A 19,981-nucleotide genomic window follows, 5' to 3' on the forward strand; every position below is an offset into this window, starting at 1 on the left:
TAAAAGATTTCAAGGAGGGAAACTTTTGATCAATTCAATTCTTAAGAATCGGTGGCACCATTCATTTATTCTCGTGGCAGCCATGATGTTGCTAATCGTCCAAACAGGCTTTTCCTTTTCGACGTTTTCTTTGAAGGAAGACGGTAATTATCAAAAAAACCGGGATGCCGGAGGATTCCTAAATATTGTTCCTCCTGGTCAGGATGGGGTTGTGAATGCAGCAGAGGCATCCCTCTACCAGTTAACTAAAGCTTTTCCGAGGCATTTTAATGATCAGACAGAAATGTATGAAAAACTTGTTTATGAAGCGCCCATTAAAGATGAAAATCTTATGAATTATTTCAAAGATGCTTCATTTGGTGTTAAGGCAGACGAAATTGGCCGGAAGTATTCACCTATTAGCGGTGTCACTATTTTCCGGGATAAAGAGTTTGGAGTCCCTCACATTTATGGAACGACAAGGCAAAATACAATGTTTGCTGTAGGCTATGCAACAGCGGAAGACCGTTTGTTTTTAATGGATCTATTAAGGCATCTCGGCCGGGCACGAGTTAGTGAGTTTCTAGGTGCAAGTGAAGCAAATAAAAAAATGGACCGTGAACAGCTGGCTGTGGCCCCTTATACTGAGGAGGAGCTAACGAAGCAATATCTTGAATTGTGTGAACTGGGTGAGGATGGAGCTCAGGTCTGTGAAGATGTTAAAGCCTATAGTAAAGGAGTAAATGCTTACATATCAAAAGCCTTACTAAATCCTTCACTCTTGCCAGCAGAATATCCAGGCTTGCAGGTCTTGCCGCAAAAATGGAAGCCTGAAGATACAGTTGCGATTGCAAGTGTAGTTGGCGGCATTTTTGGTAAAGGAGGCGGGAATGAAGTGGCCAGCGGTCGTTTCCTTTCCCAGCTTCAAAAAAAATATGGGAATGAAGAAGGCAAAAACATCTGGAGTGACTTTAGAAGTGCTAATGACAAGGAAGCTCCTGTTACAACGACTACCTCATTTCCATATAACAATCATGACCAAATCGACCCTGACTCTACTGCTCTTTTAGATCTTGAGACAGCTGACCAAACAATCAAGGATACAAGTTTTTCGCGAGAGATAAACCTTGATGGTCCCTTTGGTGAAATTAAGTTTACTAACCCGCTTGGAATGAGCAATGCCTTGCTTGTCGGCGGGAAGCAAACTAAATCGGGCAAACCTATTGCCGTCTTTGGACCACAGACAGGATATTTCACGCCACAGTTGCTTGTTGAAATGGATATTCATGGACCTGGGATTGACGCCAGAGGAGTAGCGTTCGCAGGCACCAATATGTATGTCCAGCTGGGCCGTGGTAACGATTATGCTTGGTCGGCTACCTCGGCTAGCTCTGATAATGTTGATGAATGGGTCCTAAAGCTTTGTGAGCCAGACGGAAAGCAGCCAACAATGGATTCCGCACATTACCTATATAAAAGTAAATGTACACCTATGGAAGTATACGAGCATACCCAAATAGCTAAACCAACACTTGCAGGCATCCCTGAGCCTTCCATAAAGAATATAATATATAAAAACGAAGTTCAGCGGTCCGTTTATGGTCCAATTGTAGGAAGAGGAACCGTGAATGGAAAGCCTGTTGCTATTTCCGAACAGCGTTCCACGTATGGCAAAGAATTCAACAGTGCTATAGGATTTATGAGAGTTAACGACCCTGATTTTATGTCTAATGGGACTGAGTCCTTTCGGAAAGCCTTTGAAAAGGTGGATTATACCTTCAATTGGTTTTATGTTGACCAAAAGGATATCGCCTACCAGCATAGCGGATTGCTTCCAATCAGGAACCCTAAAACTGATCCTGACTTGCCAACATGGGGGGACGGAAATTATGATTGGACAGGTGATTTTTTGAAGAGTGATAGCCACCCTTTTGATGTGAATCCGAAATCAGGATATCTCCTTAGCTGGAACAATAAGACGGCTCCTGATTTCCGTGCGAATGATGCGAATTTTAATTATGGGTCCATCTTTAGGTCCGATTTTTTAGAAAAACGAATTAAGCAAAAGCTTAATACTAGAGATTTGTTAACCAGAGCAGATGTGGTTAACATCACTGCTGATGCATCTACAGTTGACCTTAAAGGCCAGGAGGTATACCCTCTGGTACTAAAGCTTATGGATACACAAGCCCCTGCTGGAGCCGATCAAGAAAAGCTGAAAAAAATGAAAGATCTCTTGGCCGAATGGGTAAAAGATGGAGGACATCGCCGAGACCGATATCCTGTTGATGGTGTATACGACCATGCCGTCGCAATTGCAATTGGCGATGAGTTTTTCAAAATGCTTAAACATGAAATGTTTGGAGGAGTATTGAAGGACACTGACCTGCCAAATATTATCGAAGATTCTCCGCAATTGGGCCAAGGATCAGCCTATATGAACGGTTATTATACTTATTTCCACAAAAATATCCGTCAGCTGTTAAACGAAAAGGTGATTTCACCTTGGCATAGAACTTATTGTTATGGGCCTAACAAAAAAAATGGAAGGCAAAACCTTGACTCTTGTAAAAGCTTAGTTTGGACGGCCTTAAGCAAAGCGGCTGATCATCTTGAAGATGAATATGGCTCTGCCAGAGTTGATGACTGGGTCTATGATTCTAAACGGGACGAAATCATTCAATCTGGAGTGGGGCTATTATCTGCACCAAATATGCAATGGATGAATCGTCCAACTTTCCAGCAAGTAGTTGAGGTAGGCGAAAAATAACTAAAAGAAGAACCGCCATACAATTTATGACGGTTCTTTTTAAACTTGTTTTATAGGATAAGATTCCTTTCCCCGCTCTATTATTAGTAATACCCATACACCGATCTGGAGTTACCTGCTTAGCAGCCTACCAAGGTACACCCCAGCTAGAAAAATAGTTGTAAGCATGACCACATGCAAGATAATCCATGCCCATTGTCCATAGCGAAAGCTTGAACTATTTATAGGTGTCCGCGACGAAGCAGGTACAATTTTCCCTCCTATTCCTTCAAAGAATAATAAGTAAATCCACCAGGCTGTGTAGGAATCCCATAAATCCCAGCTGATTTTGAAGTCTATAATTTGAACAGGACGATGCAAAACTGTTGTTTCTAGTGTAATTGCAATGTGAACTAGTACAGCATAAAATGGAATCTTCCAGATCCATTTTTCAGGACTATACTTTACCCCCAGTAAAGATAAAAACGGGATGACCGTTAGCATCTCTATAATTGGTATAGGCAGAACCTCTGTCAATTTAGCTTTAAAGGAATAAAAGTCCAAAGTCACAAACAAGTAACAAACGGATGCAGCAGAAGCACTGCTTAAGAGATATAGAACCCCATACCACTTCCAGTTGCTTTTTAGTATCATGACAATACCAGTCAACCCAGCCGTAACGGCAATCAATTCCACTATATGTTCCGGTTTTAATATACCTGGCATGATTTGCAGCTCCAAAGTTCAGAATATTAATAGTATCACCGAAACAATAAAATTGATAAGCATCTTTTCAAATCCATATTTTTTTCGCCTGGCTTTGGTTTAAGTAGATTCAAATGATATAATAGACCGAACTAAAATTACACTATTCTGGAGGCATTATGCTTACATTTGATCAAAAGCTTGCAATTATCGAATCTTTCCCCGAGCTGGAAAGAAAGAACGTATCTCTCGGCCGCGTTAATTTTCATTATGAAGAGAGTACAACTGATAAAAAAAATGTTGTTTATCACCTGCATCAAAATGGCAATGGTTTTGTTTATGGCGAACACCTTAGCGATTATGAAGCAGACCAAAGAGGAATGGTAAATATCAGAGATTTCTCAGAAGATGAGCTGCGTGAAATCATCAGAGCCTCTATTGATTCTCTGAAACCTCATGAAGGCAGTGGGACGGCTGCTACCGAAGGTTTGGATGAGGAGTTTTGGATAAATAAAGAGGGACATACCCTTATTGTGGTTAATGAAGATGATATGTGGAATGTATATGCAGGACTTAACCTTGATGGGACCTTCCCTTCTTACAATGAAGCTAGCCAATACCTAGATGAAGAAGGCTTTAGAAAAAAATAAAAAAATTGTTAAGCAAAAGAAGACTGATCACCCTTTTTGGGTAATCAGTCTTCTTTTTAAACCTGAAAAAAAACGGAACTTCACTCAGTTATTATCTTGAAACGCAAATTGTTAACCTTAAGGGTTAGGACTCTTGTGTAGACTGCTGGTCTTCACCAACAACGAGTGTCACATATTCAACATTTTCTTCATCTTTATTAATAATAACTGCAAAAACGCCTGGTTCACCCTCTCCAAACTGCTCTTCACTCATCGTTTCTGAAAGCGTTTCGCTTTTATACTGGATGATTTCACTGCTGCCATCTTGTTCTTGTATCCCTTTTTCTACCTGCTCAGCATCTTCGGGAATTCGTTCCTCGATAAAGGACATAATCTCATCCTCAGTTGGGCGTTCCTCACCAAAAGCTGCAAGCTGCAATTCAACATTTACGGCACGATGATTATCAAAGGTTACAATTACTCCATTATCATTATAGCGGGCAACTTCATTGTTTCCTTCATTCTCACCGTACTGCTGATCAATCGCTTCTCTTGTATCTCCAAGTCCACCTTCAGCCGTAATTTGCTTATTTTCCTGAGGTGCCTCTTCATACTCAGCCAGATTTTCTTCTTCGGACGGATTAAAGTCCTGATCCTCAGTTGTATCACTTGCGTCATCGTCTAAGCAGCCGCCTAAAATTAACCCAGCAGCAAGTAATAGTGATATAGGTGATAAAAGTTTCATGAATATTCCCTCCCTTAGCTTTCCTACTACCCATTATCATCCATAATGGATATTTAAAAATGGAATACAAAGTCTTGTTAGATATATAAAATATACCCGACTAAAAGCTTGTTAATCGGGAAATCTAATAATTGGAATGAAAACTAGCAAATTGTTATTCAAATTCCTAAGGCTTTTCATTCCTGAAGCTATGTGAGATGTTTTGAAATTTGTCATATCTACAATGTGTGTTGCCTTAACAAAGTAGTATAGTTAGTTACTATGGAAATGTAGTTTTCTACGAAAGAGGGCTGAACAGATGCGTAAATCTTTTTTTTCATTGCTAATATTAGGTGCTATCCTTGTCTCACCCTTACTGACACAAGCTCATGTAAAATGGTTTACTGAACTTGAACCACAAAAAGAGACAATTGAAGCGATCCTCTCACCAACATTTATTATAATAGCCCTTTTCATTGCTTTCGTGTTATCAGTCCTGCCACAGGTTTTGCCGAAAGTCATGGAATATAAATATGCTAAACAAATTGATTCAAAGCTGGATGGCTTTCGGATGTATTCAAGAGCCATTTTAAAATATGGAACTGCGATAGCGCTCATAGTTCAGATTCTAAATGGTACTCTGTTTGCTCCAGAACTCCCGGCAACATCAAATCTTATTATTTTTGCAGCTTGGGCTGCGATTATTTTATTGGTTATCCCGATTGCTCTGGCCCCAAAACTGGCTGCGATAATTCTCTTAGGCCTGTTTGGTATTGCTACAGCAGAACACGGGATTTTCTACATGCTGGATTACAGCTTTTACTTGGCCATTATTGGGGTCTTGTTATTAGAGAACACCAAATGGTCTGAGTGGAGCTTTCCTTTTCTTTACTTAGGAACTGGCTTGTCCCTTTGCTGGGTAGCGGTTGAAAAGTGGGTTTATCCTGCAATGAGCATTGATATTATCCAGAATCATGGTGTTCCGACCTTTGGGTTTGATGCGGCGCTATTTGTTATTTTGTCAGCCTTTATTGAATTCGTAGTTGGTTACTTACTAGTAGTTGGGATTTTAAATCGACTTTTAGCCTTTGTTTTAACAGGCATTTTCTTTATGACCACCCTGCTGTTTGGCTGGGTCGAGGTGGTTGGACACCTAATGATTCACTTCCTTCTCATCATTTTTATCATAGAGGGTGTCTCCTTCTATAACCCGCCTATTAAAATTCACAAATCGAAAGTCGATCAAATGATTTTTGTATTTCTTAATTTCATCTTTGTTCTATCAACATTCATACTCATCTATTACCGCTTTGCGTAATCAAAGAATTAAGTCTTTGCTTTTGCTATCAAACGGGTAATCAATCCAAGAAGAAGGATAAAGAAACGCTCAGAGATATTTGGCTCAGAGCGTTTCTTTTCGTGTTAATTTACCCTTGTTAGTGAGTATCGATTTCCCTAAATTCAAACGGGTCGATGATTGACAATTTCTATTCGTCTAAAATCAAATTTTCCGCATCCAACTTCCTAACATGAAATGCCTCTAAATTACCAATACTATAACGGGAGGTAGTATATGGTGAAATTGATTTTCCTATTATCATTAATTGTCCAGCAGTCCGGGCAGCCTGATCACTTAACAATATACTCAGAAGAACAACTTATTGCAGAGGTCAGCCGCGTCGAATTTATGGAGCCGCTGCTCCCAGACACACCATTGATTGATTTAGAAAAGGTAGATTTTCTTATGAAAGATATTGAGCAACAGGTTTACCAGCAACCAATTGATGCCAGAATTGACATTAACGGAAACATTATACCTGAGGAGCCTGGATACTCGTTGAATAAACAAGCATTTCAGAATCTTTTCTATTCCTATTTTTACAGCAATAAAGCCGCCTCAGTTAATGTTCCCAGACAGGTTTTGCACCCAAGAGTTGATAGTGAGCTTCTTTCTCAAGTTCGTACTAAGCTTTTAGGCCAATATGTAACTTTTTTTAATTCACAGAATAAAGAACGTTCACAAAATATATCCCTGTCGGCTGAAGCGATCAATAACTACGTGGTTTTTCCGGGTGAAACTTTTTCGTTCAATAAGGTTGTTGGAAAGAGAACTGCTGAAAGAGGATACTTACCTGCCCCTGTTATCGTTAAAGGTGAATTAACGGAAGGGATCGGAGGCGGGATTTGCCAGGTAAGTTCGACGCTTTATAATGCTGTTGACCGGTCTGGCGTTCAAATAGTTGAACGTTATTCCCACAGCAAACGGGTCCCGTATGTACCACCTGGACGAGATGCAACGGTCAGCTGGTATGGCCCTGATTTCACCTTTAAAAACAGCTATAATCAGCCTATTCTTATCCAAGCTAGAAAGCTGGGCGGAAAACTTGCTATCTTTATATATTCTTCAGAGGATGTAAATTATCAGCCCAGGAAAATCCCAAGTGCCTCTAGAACCCTTCCAGAGGAGGTTGAGAGCGGATCCAATATTAAACAGCCTAAACAGCAATAGTTAAACTAACTATTGCTGTCATCCTTTTAATTCGCTTCAGGAAAATCCAGCACAGGTTTTAAATAGGTCTGGGTGATTGTAGGAAGAATCACCTCTACTGTTGTTCCAATATTCCTTTCACTAGAGATTTTCAACTCACCGTTGTGGCTCTCAACGATTTTAAAACTTATCATTAACCCCAAGCCTGTCCCTTTCTCTTTTGTCGTATAAAACGGCTCTCCAAGTGATGCCATCCGTTCCTCAGGTATACCTGCACCATTATCGATAAACTTAACAGACAGCTTATCCCGGTTTAATTTAGAAACAGTAACTCTTATAATACCTCCTGCAGGCATAGCTTCAATCGAATTCTTCAGGATATTTAAGAATACCTGCTTCATTTGAGTCTCCTCGCAGGATATCGCCGGGAGGTCATTGCTGACTTCAATTTCTATTTGAACGTTATTTAAAAGTGATTGACTATTGATCAGAGTGATGACGTCCTTAACTAAACTTTCAACCTGATGCTCCTTAAAAACAACAGATGATGGTTTAGCAAGCACAAGGAACTCACCGACGATATTATTGATTCGTTCCAGCTCAGAAAGAACAAGATCATAATATTCCTGTTGATCACTATTTGTACGAAAAAGCTGAATAAACCCTTTAATTGAGGTAAGCGGGTTTCTTATCTCATGGGCAATGCCAGCAGCCATTTGCCCTAGAAGTGCCAGTTTCTCAGATTTTTGCAATAATCTCTCAGTTTCTGCTTTTCGTTCTGTAATATCTTTGCCAATTGTTAAAACTGCTTCTTTTCCTTCGTAAACAATATACAAGGAAGAGACCTCACAAAATATTGTACTCCCATCGAGTTTGCTTACCTTATGCTCTATATTAACGAGAGGTTTTTTTTCTTTGTAGACTTGTTTAATTCGCTCTTTCGCACGTTCACGGTAGTCAGCAAAAAGGAGATCATAGACATCCTTACCAACTAACTCTTCGTGCTTTTGCGCGCCAAACAATTCAATAGCGGCAGCATTAGCAAAAAGAATTTTGTTACCGTGGTGAATTAAGACGGCTTCTGGAAGCGAATTGATTAGCTGCCTATAACTTTCTTCGCTGGCTTTCCGCTCTTTCCCATAAAACATTGCCTTATCATACTGCCATCCAACAAACCAGGCAATTAAGGTTGCGATCGTGAAATCCAGCAGCTCTTTATCTAGGGGATCATCAAAAAACACTACTTGATATAATGTGAAGAGTACCGATATGCTAATAAGAAAAATTTGTCCTTTAATTTTCATGGCAGCTCCTCATTTGTTCTTTGTTAAAACAATATTACCATAGATTGGTATATTGGAGGCTGCTTACCATAATTTTTTTCCTATTTGAAAAAAGTTTTAAAATTAGGTTCACGAAAACTATTTTAAGGGCTTGGCTAATTCCTTTGTGAATTGAAATATATATAAAATAACAGCTTTAGTTAGGAATATTGCTAGGAACTGCAACCGATTTAGTTTGATAAGAGATGCGATCCCCAACTTCTTCAAAAAAAACAAACCCGGAAAAACAAATAGAGAATCCACTACTGTATTCAGTGCCATATACTTAAAGAATCTTCCATATGTCCAATTTAATATCCACATACTTCCAATGTAGAAAGGGCCCCAAATCAAGGGCGTCTCACCCATTAACCTTGGATGAAAACTTTCATAAAATCGCCACCAGGATCTTTTTTCCGCAAGATAACTTTCAGCTCTCACAAACAGGCAAATAAATAAGGCAGCAGGCCAAAATCTTCTCCATATTTTTTTATTAATAAATGGAACAGAAAACCATGGTAAAACTAACAGACCTGTTAACAGGAACTTACTGAATTTCATTAAAACGCACCTCCTCTTTATAAGGATGCGCATTTTTAATATATGTATGAGAACAAAAAAAATAAAAGCGGAAGCGATACGATGTTAACTTATCATAAGGAGGTAGCCGAAGTACACGAGTCGCTGGGCGCTGGAATTAACAATTCTTATACGAAAAAAGATCATTCGTAAAACCGGTGCCCTTAGATCAGAAACGGTTCATACGAATGACCCTTATATTTAATATTAGTAGACTTTGCGGCCCTTTTGAGCCAATGCGTAATAGATTCCGTGCTGCAATGTATTAAAACAATTAAATTTGGAGAGCTTGAAATTCGTCTCCGTAATTTTCACCCCAAGCTCCGGAGAGATCCCTACTAATATTGTTTCCGTCCCAATTAAAGCAGCAGCCGACGCTAATTTATTTAATACTTCTACAGTAAATTGGCCAATTGATTTTGTTAGTCCTGTTAGGTCGAGTACCAGGTAATCAGCTTTATGCTTAGGCAGGTTAGAAAGTGTTCTTTCCACCAATTCTTCTGATCGAAATTCATCATATTTACCAAGCAAAGGTACCACAACAATACCTTCCAATACCGGGATGACTGGGGATGAAATTTCTTTTACTAGGTTTCTGAGCTCTTCTGTACGAGCCTCAACCAGTGTTTCGAGTTCTTTTATTCTAAGTGATTCTTCCCGCCTTGCGAATGAATGAATATTTTTTTCAACTGTAATTGTGGACGGAAAGAACTCATATATACAAAAGTCATCGCCAGCTAACTGGTCCTTCTTCTTTTCAAACCATAGGCTTGTTTCATAGATGGCTGAAAAAAGACCCGCATAATGACCGGCAAGAAAATTGCCAGTTTGTTGTTTTCCCTGTTCCTTATTAATCTTATATTCCCAGCTGTCCCGTATGTGAACGCGGGCTTTTTTTTCTACGGGGCAAATTTCATCAATCTCTATTTTACCCCATCCTGCTGCTGCGTATATTTCAGGTATCATGGAGGAAATTTCAGCTGATTCGATATTAAGAGATTTAATATACTCTCCTACTACTTTCCCTTGCCGAAAACCTGACGTTTCAAGGACCACGTTCGTGGCATCTTTCCCTGAAACCTCTTCCACTGTATCGAAAAATGTCTTCATCGCAGAAGTTATCCAAAAAAGAACGGCATCTGCTCCTTGATAGCTAAAAACACCTTTAGCTAAATCCCATTTAAATTCAAACCCTGCAACATTAAGTTCAGGTGTTTCTTCTCTACCTCCGACTGGCATATAGATGCCCCCCTTAAACAAAGTACTATATTGTCTAATAGTACCTCAATCTAAAGGTTAGATTCAAACAAAACCATTTACTCACTTGCTAAAAAGGTCTAGTGTAGTTGTTCAAAGCTATAGGAACTTCTAAACTGGACTTTTGTTAAGTTTGTTAAGCTGTATCGTTACTCTTACATAGATGCATTAGAATCGCTTATTCCTCTTTATTGCGCTTATTTTTTAGGGACTCTACAAATCCTTTTAATATTTTTGGTATAGGCAAGCCCACCCTGCCTGCATTTTCAATGATCGAGATAATTTCATTTATTATATAAAAATAAATAACGGCATCACGGAAATAATTATTGCCTCCTGTAATGATATCAATCCCCTGAGCGACAGCTACCAAGGCTAAAATAATAATTTTCTTCCCTATCCCTTTAAAACCAACCCTGCTGCATAACTTCCCTCTATATGCCGCAGCAATCAGCCCTGTTACATAATCAATAACGATAAATACAACCAGAACTTGTAATAATGCAGGCCATCCTCCAAACAAAGGACTTACAATGGAAAAACCCGAAGCAATAATAAGTTTAATGGTATCTTCCACAAGGGATCTCCTCCTTTTGAGCAAAATTACTCTTCGCTCTATACATTATTCAAAGGCTTGAGATTTTGTTTGTACATGTCCCTAGAAAACTTACAGCTTCATTTGTTTTTCTATAGAAAAAAAGCCACAGAGCTGCTAAAGAGCTTTGTGGCTTTGCTATTATTACTTTGTAGAGTTTAGGCAACACTATAGAAGTGATGGTTACCTGCCAATTTTTTTTAATACCTCTTCAAGAGGTTCTGGCTTTAAAAATTCCACCGGAGATACGCCTTTCTCAAATGTAAACGAATCTCCTTCAATTAAAATTACATATTTCCCATGCACTTTTGCTATGTGTACGGTCTCGCCAAAATCAGAAAGCATCGCCTTGACATCAACATGATCGAGTTTTAGCTTCATAACCGTTTCTGGCTCATGTTCTACAATTGGTGCTGACACCTCTACCACTTGTTCAGGCGTCCATTTTTCTTGAAGCTCCCTTACTGGCGTGTTTGACCATGCCTCAATGTATTGTTCTTCTTTAACACGTTCCGGACTTTCCTCTTGATAGGTTTCTGCAATATGCTGCTGGGCAATTTCCATAACCTGTGTTTTGACTATCTCGGGCATCGATTGATGGTATTCGACAAACTTTAGGAAGTCTTCAAAATACCGGGCATGTGATGATTGATTAATTTTGAGCTCATGCTCTTCCACCATTCCCTCTTCAGGCATGTACGGGTATTGAATTGACTTCATATTCTTTGTAGTTATCGCCATTTCAACGTTCCTGATTAAAGTTGACTCATCAGATATTGAAGCAACCTTTGGTTCGAAGTCGCACTTCATGACAAAGACAAACGGCTCATCAAAGTACTTCCGCATTTTTGCTGAAGCAACCAGAAATACACCGCCGCGAACTGCACTTGTGTCGACATATGAAATCGCGAATTTTTCTGTCTCTGTCTGGAAAGATTCCTTTGATTCTGCGTGCCGGACCCGGTTAAACAGATTATAGTTAGGGTTCGATGTCAGGTCATGTCCTTCTTCAGCAATAAAATAGCCAATTTTAGTAGGTGCCTCTTCCGTCTTAGGATGGCGGCTCACCTTCCGCTTCACTATTTTAACTAATTCACCGTCAAGAAAGTCCTTTAATTGGCTGTTATCGTATTCAGATTCATCTAGGGTTTGAAAGTGCTTGTAACGCTTATCCGCATTTTCGCCTTTCCCTTCGACATGTATTACGTAAAAAGACAAATAATTTATTTGAAAGTCCATTTTTTCACCTAATTCTCATTTTATTACCTTCATCAGTATAGTGAACTCCAGAAACTTCGTCAATAAGATGCCATTGCATGGAAACTTCGATTTCTTTTCATACTGTTAGAGAAGTGATTACCCAAGGAGGCTAGTATTAATTTGAATAAAAACTCAACTAAAACCCATTTAATCTTATTTTCCTTAGCATTAGCTGTCCTGATATGGTCAGCCATAAATACGTCAGGTTACCGGATTTGGTTATTAGAATCAGCTCCCGGGATCATTTTGCTTTTGATTACCTTTATAACATATAAGAGATTCCGCTTCACGACCCTTTCATACGGAATCATCGTTTTGTCGGCAATCATTATGTTTATTGGTGCAAAATACACTTATTCAGAGGTACCCCTTTTTAATTGGTTAAAAGATACCTATGATTTTATCGACAGAAATCATTATGACCGCTTTGGCCATTTTCTTAAAGGCTTGTTTGCTATCGTAATTCGCGAAATTATCATCCGACAAACCTCGGTGAAAAAAGGGCCTTGGCTGTACTCAATTACGATAAGTTTTGTCCTGTCTATTGCTGCTCTTTACGAAATCATCGAATGGCTTGTTTCGAAATTAACGAACGATGGCGAGGCTGCAAAAGATTTCCTGGGCACCCAGGGGGATATTTGGGACACGCACTGGGATATGTTTCTTGCTCTGCTTGGAACACTAGTTGCGCTGCTTCTTTTATCTAGGCTTCATGATAGGCTACTAAAGAAGCACCATTGATTTTTTAAGGGAAGTTGAAGCTGCATTTGCAGGGTTTCTTAAAGCAAAAAAATTAAAAGCAATGGTAGGTTAAGAACCATTGCTTTTAAGGTTTGTTGGGCTGTTTACTAAGGAACACTGCTAAGAAAATAATCCTCTCAGGAACAAGCTGGTTTTTTTGCTTGTTCCTAAGGCGCTTTAGCTTTTGTTCATCATCCAGCTCCAGCGACCAGCGACTCGTGTCCTTCGCCCACCTCCCTATAATAAGTCAACATCGAATCGCTTCGGCTCTTCGTGTTTCCTTTATCTCAGTCAGTGTGCTCCAGTCCTGTCGTGCGCTTTTGTTCTCGATTAGCTTAATGGGTAATCTTCAAGCCTTACAAATGTAAAGCCGCGCCTTTTTAACTCTGGAATCGCAAGCTTTATTCCTTCGGCTGTTTCACCATCAGGCTTATTCATATGTAGCAAAACAATTGCTCCAGGTTTTGCATTTAAGAGTGCATCTCTTACCTGTACTGCTGAAAAAGTTGCTCCAGCATCCCCAAGAACATTAAAGTTAACCGGCTGCTCGCCGATTTCATTTATTACACTGACCCCTACCTCATCGTAAAACGCAGTGCCTGATCTGAAAAACTTTGGCGTTCTTCCGGTTAGCTTTTCTATTTTTCTGTGATTTAAAAGGATCTCGTCAGTCATTTGAGCTACATTTTCTGTACCTTTTATTCCCCAAGCAGATCTTCCATTCATAGATAACGGCCTGTGCGCATTCCCATGATTTTCGATCTCGAACAGGGGAATCCTGTTCAATGCCCAAAACGTCCAATAATTTGCATCAATCCATCTGCTGTTTATAAACAGGGTTGCCGGTACATTTTGCTGCCTTAAAAAATAGATCAATTCGGAATCATAACCGCTTCCATTTGGACCTCCACATGCATCAAGCGTTAATGCAATTACTTTTTGATCCGTATTCAGGCGTGTTTTGACCCCTGGTATAAATTCCCCCCATTGCTTTGGAACTTGATATTTATTATATAAGTATGTTCTTAGCTCATCATCTGAATCTGGAGCTGTTTGCTGGGTCGAATATTGATTTAATTCCTCCTGATTCCTGTTTGGATCAGTTGGTGCCTGTTCATCCGGGGGGTTAATTTCCTGCTGAGGCTCCACTCCTAGATCAGGTTCTTGCGTTTGTCCCTCACTCTGCTGTTCGGAATTTTCCAGATTTTCACTATCTTCCTGCCCCCCATTCGAACCTTCTTCTTTGTCCATTCCGTTGCATCCAATTAAAAAGAAAAAACAAGACAATATAATTACACACTGCTTCATAGAACACCTCCATACCTTTATTCTTTTGTATAGTAGATGTCGTATGCCATGAAATTTCTGGTTAATTAAGAGGGCTCATGTGGTTATTGTGGAAATATGGATTAAACCGGAAAAATATTCCGAAGCCACCCTGGCTACGATGGCTTTTGATAAGATGATCTTAATTATGGGGATTTAAAAAACCAGAACCCTTCGCAAGTACTGGTTTCGGTGTTCTATATAGCTGCTCTGCTTCCGGTTTTAGATTTCATTTTTTTTAGATAGAGAAAAAATAGCAAAAATACAATTCCACTTGAGGCCCTTAAGAGTGAAGCTGTAGTCATTGCTGTTTCAATAGAAGAACGCTCTAACAGAAAAACGCCAAGCTGCGGAGCTGCAAAGCCCACAATCGCTAGAAGGATATTGTATTGGGATATGAAGCTGCCGCGGCCATCTTCCTTAGTTACCTCTAGCAGCTGATTAAACAACAGCAGCACCGTACCAGAAACAAACAATCCTGAGGACAGGTTAACTAGAGTCAAATAAATCATATTGGTCGATAAAATAGTGAGAAATGGGGCTGTAGCCATCCCGACTGCACAAAAGGCAAGCATTCTGGAGTTACTGTATTTATCACTCATTTTCGCCCACCACTTGTAGCTGATAATTTGCCCTATTTGATTTGCGACCGTGAACAAGCTAATCCAAAACCCAGTAGCGTATGCGTATTTAATTTGGTAAATACTGAACAGCGGCCAAGCCAGCTGCCAAGCAAAATTAAAGAAAAGACCGCAAATAAGAAAGTAGACAAATGGTTTGTGCTTATATACTCCCCATCCTAATGTAATCCGTTTTTCCGTTTTGCGCGGTTCTTTTTTCCATTCTATATGTTTATTTAAATAGTAAACTTCGATTAGTCCAAACAAAAAAGCCAGTAAAAACAAAGTTTGATATGGCAAAGGATCACTTTTATTAAAAAACTGCAGAAGAAGTCCAATCAATAAAGTTGTCAGCATTCCCGCAATGGTCAGAAGCCTGTTTCTTTCACTAAAAAACCCACTTCGGCGATTGTCGGGGATAAGATCTCCAATTAGTGATTGCCAGCTTAAGTTAGCAAAAGAACCTGGCAGATTCATTAGTCCAATTAATAAAACAAATACCCAGGCCTGATACTGGGAAGGTAAATACAATACGCCGAACATCCCAATCAAGAATATCCTTGTAAAAAGGATCGATTGCAGGGTGAATTTTTTCTTTTCATCTAGCCTGCTCATGATAACTGAGCCGATGATCATGGCAAACATTCCAATAATTTGGGGAAGGGAACTAATCAGTCCAATTTGGTAGTTAGTTGCACCAAGGACGCTAATGGCAAACAAGGCGAAATAATTATTGCTCATATTCAATACCATTGTACTTGCAATACCATTCTTAATGCTATTTGTTTCATTTAATAGATTGATTTCTGACCGGGTCTGCATTCTGCCACTTCTTTCGGTGTTATAAATTTCTTTAGCTTCACGAAATTTCCATCTAATTTTATACCTTCCTTTCCCCTTAGGCAATCCTTTTTTCTTGACACTTTTAGGGTGGTGCCTGTCACCATCCAGAAATTTGGATGGTGACAAGCACCAAAAAAAATACGAAGTTCTGATCCAGACTTTGGATCACACTTCGCATCTTAGTTGGCGTTTTCTGACTCTGGCAAGAGATTTTTTTCCCTGATAAATGCTTTGACCTCTTCTCGGCTCGTTTTTGGAACTAGAATGTATAGAGTATCTAATGCTCTTATGGTTGTATCACCTAACGGGGTTATGAGTTTTTCTCCCCGTATTACTGCGGTTATTAAAGTTTTCTCAGCAAGATCCAGATCTTTTATCTGTTGTCCATCAATTTTTGTTCCTTCTTCAATCTGAATCTCCATCATTTCATTATTGGTCTTTCCGATAGAAATTAACTCAAGGCTGTGGGCGCTCTCCACCTTTTTTTCACCGTTTAGGCCCAGCAGTCTTGCAAGCGGGGAAATTGTTGCACCCTGTATAAGTGCAGAAGTTAAAACAACAAAGAATACGGCATTAAAAATGAGCTGGCTATTCTCAATTCCTGCCACCATAGGATAAGTGGCCAGAACGATAGGAACGGCTCCTTTTAAACCGGCCCACGAGATGAACAGCTTCTCTTTAGTTGTAAACTTTCCAACAGCAAGACTAAGAAACACCCCAACCGGCCTAGCTACAATGATCAACAGCAAGGAGAGCAAGATTCCTTCCCAAATAACATCAATCAACTCATTTGCAAAAACCAGCCACCCTAGAAAGATAAACATAACAATCTGCATCATCCAGGCAAATCCTTCATTAAAGCGGATGATCGAATGGCGGTATGTTAAATCGTGATTACCAACAAAAACGGCCATGATATAAACGGCAAGGAGCCCGCTGGCATTAAATAGAGTTGCGATTGAATAGGTTAAGATGGCAAGGGCAATCGATAAAACCGGATAGAGCCCTGATGAATCCAAATCTATCCGGTTTATTACCCAGACAGACAGTTTCCCAAGGAGAAGGCCGGCAAGCAGGCCAAACCCCATTTGCCAGAAAAAGTCTAAAACTAAGCTGGCTGGATTCAAGCTTGGCATTTGGATTAACTGCAAAAAGGCAACCGTTAAAAAAATCGCCATCGGATCGTTCGTACCTGATTCGGCTTCAAGGGTCGAGGAGAGGCGAGCTTTTATATTTTGGTTCCCGATTACTGCAAAAACAGCCGCTGCATCAGTAGAGCCAACAATAGCACCGAATAGGAAACCTTCTAGCCAGCTCACTCCTAGTACGTATTTTGCAGCGACCCCGACTAGAATCGTTGTAGCCAGAACACCCAAGGTCGCGAGCGAAAGAGCTGGCTTGTAAACACCTTTAATATCTTTCCACTTCGTCTGCAAGCCCCCTTCAAAAAGGATGGTAATGAGCGCAAGTGTTCCGATTAACTGTGTTAACTCAGCATTATCATAATAAATATAATTGCTTAAGATCATTCCAACAGCTATAAAGAAAACGAGTGAGGGCAATCCTAATCTTGACGAAAATTTTGCGGTAAGTACTCCTGTAACCAGTAAAAAGGCCAGCAGAAAAATCGTGTTATCAACCTGTTCACCCACTTCTCTCCCCCCCCTTCTTTTTTTATAGGTATAACTATTATATAAAACCTTTTAAGAATTTAACAATGTGAAGCTCTATACAAACCAAAAAGGGTGACAGGCACCATCCAAAAAATGGATGGTGCCTGTCACCCTTAAAGTTAGACGTTGTTTAACACCATATATAGGCGGTTGTTTCGTTCGACTTGGTCATCTTTGGAAGCGAGGTCGTATTTTTTTAATAGGTGGAAGACATCGTTTAATATATCTTGTGTGTGTTCCTTTGCAAAAAACTGTTCGAATAGCGGCCTCATTTCCTGAGGCAAGTGCTCAGCCTGGGATTCATACTTTTGCTTAACATCATCATGGCTATGGTCGAGCTTACATTCACTCATGCTTTTTCCTCCTCTGCTTTTACGCTTCCTGTTTATTTTACCAAATTTTACGATCTTCATTTATTGATACCCTTTGTTTTCCCAAAAAACACTTTTGAATTTTAAAAGATTCCTGTTAATAGTTTTCTTCTTAAAGTGGAATGATGAGGCTGTCAGGATCTTTTCAAAAAACTAACTCATGAAAGGCGGCTACTAATATGACCGACTTTTGTCCAGCCGTTTGGCCTGAAGATCTAGTTCCAAAGCAGATAGCCGGCTGCAGAGATTGTGGCCTTTACAAGCATAATTCTCGAATGATCTGGGGAGAAGGTAATCCAAGAGCAAGCGTAATGATAATTCTTGATAATCCTGGTGACAGGGAAGACCGGAAAACAGGCAGCCCATTCGTCTGCGGAACAAGACAGACATTGCAATTTGCCGCTAAGGAGTCAGGATTTAAGCCAGAAGACTTGTACACTACTTATATTCTTAAATATAAGCCAACACGCTCTTACCCTAAAGAAGAAACACGCAGTATCTGTATTCAGCATCTTTACAGCCAGATAACAGAAATGGCCCCCAAACTTATTATTTGTCTTGGGAATATAGCAGTCCAATCCTATTTTAATGATCCTAATGCTTCAGTAAAAGAGCTGCGGGGCAGATGGCATACTATCAATGGTATCCCTGTTTTAACAGGCTATCATCCTTTGGCAATTAGAAGGCGGCCCAATCTGATGACTTCCTTCCTAGAGGATTGGGCGCAACTGAGCGACCGTTTTCATGGAAAATGCCCATAAATATAAGGTAGAACTCGTAAGCATGGTTGTTTCAGCATAATTACCGGTTAATTACAAAACCTACATAGGAATGCAAACGATACCAACAAGGAGGTTAATAATGGATAACAAAAAACAAAATACCACGAATGAAGATATCAACGTTGAGCTAGGCGGAATGGGCCTTTATGGGACCACTTCAAATATGCCGATTGCAGGTTATGAAGCCACAGGCGATATCGAAAATGCAGGTCAGCTTGATAAATTTAAAAAAGATCAAGGCCACGAAGGTGCTGTTGCATCTTTGAAGGGTTCCCACCAAAGAGGCTAAGCATACTGAGAAGAGCTCCCATTACAGGGAGCTTCTTTTCATCATCTGCAAAACCAGAATTAGGTTGCTACATGTATCTAAGTCCCAGGACTTCACTAAACAGATTGCTTCCACTTTGTCCTTTTATTCACTTTGCTGTGTAATATTAAAGAACTCAGCCTCCTCTTCCCGTTCCGAATTTTCTTTGTTTTCTTCCTGCCTTCCCATTTTCCCATCTGATTCATAACTTAACCTAAAGGCTTGCTCATCCTTTTTTTCGTTTTTATCCAACGTCTGTACCCCCTTTCGCATCTGTATTGTCATCTAATGAAAAATTGGCGGTGGTTCTTTTTCTCTACTGCCTTTAAGGGTTAGATTTAAATCCCCATCGGAATTAATGCCTGCGTAAAACACATCAGTTTCGGTGTTAACTTTGTTGGACGCCAATTGATCTCTGACCCATTCAGAATCTTTGTTAAGTTTGTCCAGCGTACTTTTCTGAATGACACCGTCCAAAATTAGGGGAATCTCAAAGTTCGGCTTTTTCAATGGAATGTTCAAATCACCGCCTTTTACTTGTTGCTCTGCCGGTGTTAAGCTCACCGAAAGTTTACCGCTGGCTTCGACAATGGCAATCTCGACATCTTTTAACCGGAAGATGTCTTTCTCACGAAGCATTTGCAAGATATTGTCTATTGAGTAATTTATCTTCTTCATATTATTAGTTAAAAACTCTCCCTGATAGAGGACAACAGTTGGCTCAAAGGTCAATAGCCGCCCTATTTTGCGGTTTTTCAATTTAAGATAAGTGATACCCTTTTGCAATACGGCTAGAGCTATTACTGCAACAAATGTATGGATATGATTTATTGTCGGGTCTGCGATATCAGCGCCCACTACTGTCCCAAGAACAAGGATGACTAGTAAATCAAATACAGGGAGCTCACCGATTGAACGTTTGCCCATAAACAAGCCAATGAATAACATAAAGGGCAGAATCGTCACAATGCGCCCGATCACTCTTACACTATCTATAAGTAGCTCCAATTTCCATCCTCCCTCCTATGCAA

At 39.8% G+C, this 19,981-nt stretch carries 19 protein-coding genes; 7 read left to right on the forward strand and 12 right to left on the reverse strand.

What is annotated here, in order from left to right; translation table 11 throughout:
• Positions 1-25: 25 nt before the first annotated feature.
• Positions 26-2,749: a penicillin acylase family protein gene (locus tag HRJ06_RS08370; RefSeq protein ID WP_174731754.1), complete on the forward strand. Its 2,724-nt coding sequence runs from the start codon at positions 26-28 to the stop codon at positions 2,747-2,749.
• 111 nt (positions 2,750-2,860) lie between these two features.
• Here HRJ06_RS08370 and HRJ06_RS08375 read toward each other — a convergent pair whose 3' ends face one another.
• The gene (locus tag HRJ06_RS08375) at positions 2,861-3,454 is read right to left on the reverse strand and encodes a CBO0543 family protein (RefSeq protein ID WP_174731757.1); all 594 of its coding nucleotides are present in this window, start codon (positions 3,452-3,454) and stop codon (positions 2,861-2,863) included.
• A 158-nt stretch (positions 3,455-3,612) separates the two neighbouring features.
• Here HRJ06_RS08375 and HRJ06_RS08380 point away from each other — a divergent pair, with 158 nt between their 5' ends.
• A complete protein-coding gene (locus HRJ06_RS08380; protein ID WP_174731759.1) occupies positions 3,613-4,083 on the forward strand; it encodes a hypothetical protein in 471 nt (156 codons plus the stop codon).
• Between the two features lie 124 nt (positions 4,084-4,207).
• Here HRJ06_RS08380 and HRJ06_RS08385 read toward each other — a convergent pair whose 3' ends face one another.
• Positions 4,208-4,807 (reverse strand): hypothetical protein, encoded by a 600-nt coding sequence (locus HRJ06_RS08385; RefSeq protein ID WP_174731762.1) that lies wholly within the window; start codon positions 4,805-4,807, stop codon positions 4,208-4,210.
• 298 nt (positions 4,808-5,105) lie between these two features.
• On the opposite strand from HRJ06_RS08385, the gene HRJ06_RS08390 reads away from it, so the two are divergent.
• Positions 5,106-6,104, forward strand: a complete 999-nt coding sequence (locus tag HRJ06_RS08390; RefSeq protein ID WP_174731766.1) for a DoxX family membrane protein — start codon at positions 5,106-5,108, stop codon at positions 6,102-6,104.
• A 255-nt stretch (positions 6,105-6,359) separates the two neighbouring features.
• Positions 6,360-7,295: a VanW family protein gene (locus tag HRJ06_RS08395; RefSeq protein ID WP_174731769.1), complete on the forward strand. Its 936-nt coding sequence runs from the start codon at positions 6,360-6,362 to the stop codon at positions 7,293-7,295.
• Between the two features lie 26 nt (positions 7,296-7,321).
• On the opposite strand, the gene HRJ06_RS08400 is transcribed toward HRJ06_RS08395, so the two are convergent.
• The 4 genes from HRJ06_RS08400 to HRJ06_RS08415 all read right to left on the reverse strand — a co-directional run bounded on the left by HRJ06_RS08400 (position 7,322) and on the right by HRJ06_RS08415 (position 12,266).
• Positions 7,322-8,578, reverse strand: coding sequence for an ATP-binding protein (locus HRJ06_RS08400; protein WP_174731772.1), 1,257 nt, complete (start codon positions 8,576-8,578; stop codon positions 7,322-7,324).
• A gap of 804 nt (positions 8,579-9,382) precedes the next feature.
• The gene (locus HRJ06_RS08405) at positions 9,383-10,414 is read right to left on the reverse strand and encodes an STAS domain-containing protein (protein WP_174731776.1); all 1,032 of its coding nucleotides are present in this window, start codon (positions 10,412-10,414) and stop codon (positions 9,383-9,385) included.
• Between the two features lie 196 nt (positions 10,415-10,610).
• Complete coding sequence (locus HRJ06_RS08410; protein WP_174731779.1) at positions 10,611-11,009, reverse strand: phage holin family protein; 399 nt, start codon at positions 11,007-11,009, stop codon at positions 10,611-10,613.
• Positions 11,010-11,210: 201 nt separating this feature from the next.
• Positions 11,211-12,266 carry a DUF3900 domain-containing protein gene (locus HRJ06_RS08415; protein ID WP_174731782.1) on the reverse strand — a complete coding sequence of 352 codons (1,056 nt, stop codon included), beginning with the start codon at positions 12,264-12,266 and terminating at the stop codon, positions 11,211-11,213.
• A gap of 141 nt (positions 12,267-12,407) precedes the next feature.
• On the opposite strand from HRJ06_RS08415, the gene HRJ06_RS08420 reads away from it, so the two are divergent.
• The gene (locus tag HRJ06_RS08420) at positions 12,408-13,028 is read left to right on the forward strand and encodes a DUF2238 domain-containing protein (RefSeq protein WP_174731785.1); all 621 of its coding nucleotides are present in this window, start codon (positions 12,408-12,410) and stop codon (positions 13,026-13,028) included.
• A 330-nt stretch (positions 13,029-13,358) separates the two neighbouring features.
• On the opposite strand, the gene HRJ06_RS08425 is transcribed toward HRJ06_RS08420, so the two are convergent.
• The 4 genes from HRJ06_RS08425 to HRJ06_RS08440 form a co-directional block, all read right to left on the reverse strand.
• A complete protein-coding gene (locus HRJ06_RS08425; RefSeq protein WP_174731789.1) occupies positions 13,359-14,336 on the reverse strand; it encodes a polysaccharide deacetylase family protein in 978 nt (325 codons plus the stop codon).
• 215 nt (positions 14,337-14,551) lie between these two features.
• Entirely contained in the window at positions 14,552-15,796 is a 1,245-nt protein-coding gene (locus HRJ06_RS08430; protein ID WP_174731792.1) for an MFS transporter, read from the reverse strand.
• 200 nt (positions 15,797-15,996) lie between these two features.
• A complete protein-coding gene (locus HRJ06_RS08435) occupies positions 15,997-17,469 on the reverse strand; it encodes a potassium/proton antiporter (protein ID WP_174731795.1) in 1,473 nt (490 codons plus the stop codon).
• 140 nt (positions 17,470-17,609) lie between these two features.
• Complete coding sequence (locus tag HRJ06_RS08440) at positions 17,610-17,843, reverse strand: group-specific protein (RefSeq protein WP_174731798.1); 234 nt, start codon at positions 17,841-17,843, stop codon at positions 17,610-17,612.
• 197 nt (positions 17,844-18,040) lie between these two features.
• Between HRJ06_RS08440 and HRJ06_RS08445 the strand changes: the two genes are divergently transcribed.
• Positions 18,041-18,622, forward strand: coding sequence for a uracil-DNA glycosylase (locus HRJ06_RS08445; RefSeq protein ID WP_174731801.1), 582 nt, complete (start codon positions 18,041-18,043; stop codon positions 18,620-18,622).
• A 100-nt stretch (positions 18,623-18,722) separates the two neighbouring features.
• Positions 18,723-18,932, forward strand: a complete 210-nt coding sequence (locus tag HRJ06_RS08450; protein ID WP_174731805.1) for a hypothetical protein — start codon at positions 18,723-18,725, stop codon at positions 18,930-18,932.
• 123 nt (positions 18,933-19,055) lie between these two features.
• On the opposite strand, the gene HRJ06_RS08455 is transcribed toward HRJ06_RS08450, so the two are convergent.
• Together HRJ06_RS08455 and HRJ06_RS08460 are read right to left on the reverse strand one after the other, a co-directional pair.
• Positions 19,056-19,202 (reverse strand): hypothetical protein, encoded by a 147-nt coding sequence (locus tag HRJ06_RS08455; protein ID WP_174731201.1) that lies wholly within the window; start codon positions 19,200-19,202, stop codon positions 19,056-19,058.
• Between the two features lie 33 nt (positions 19,203-19,235).
• On the reverse strand, positions 19,236-19,958 hold the full coding sequence (locus tag HRJ06_RS08460; RefSeq protein ID WP_242035164.1) for a DUF421 domain-containing protein: 723 nt from the start codon (positions 19,956-19,958) through the stop codon (positions 19,236-19,238).
• Between the last annotated feature and the right edge of the window lie 23 nt (positions 19,959-19,981).

The organism is Mesobacillus harenae, assembly GCF_013343715.1.
In the GTDB taxonomy this organism is placed as follows: domain Bacteria; phylum Bacillota; class Bacilli; order Bacillales; family Cytobacillaceae; genus Mesobacillus_A; species Mesobacillus_A harenae.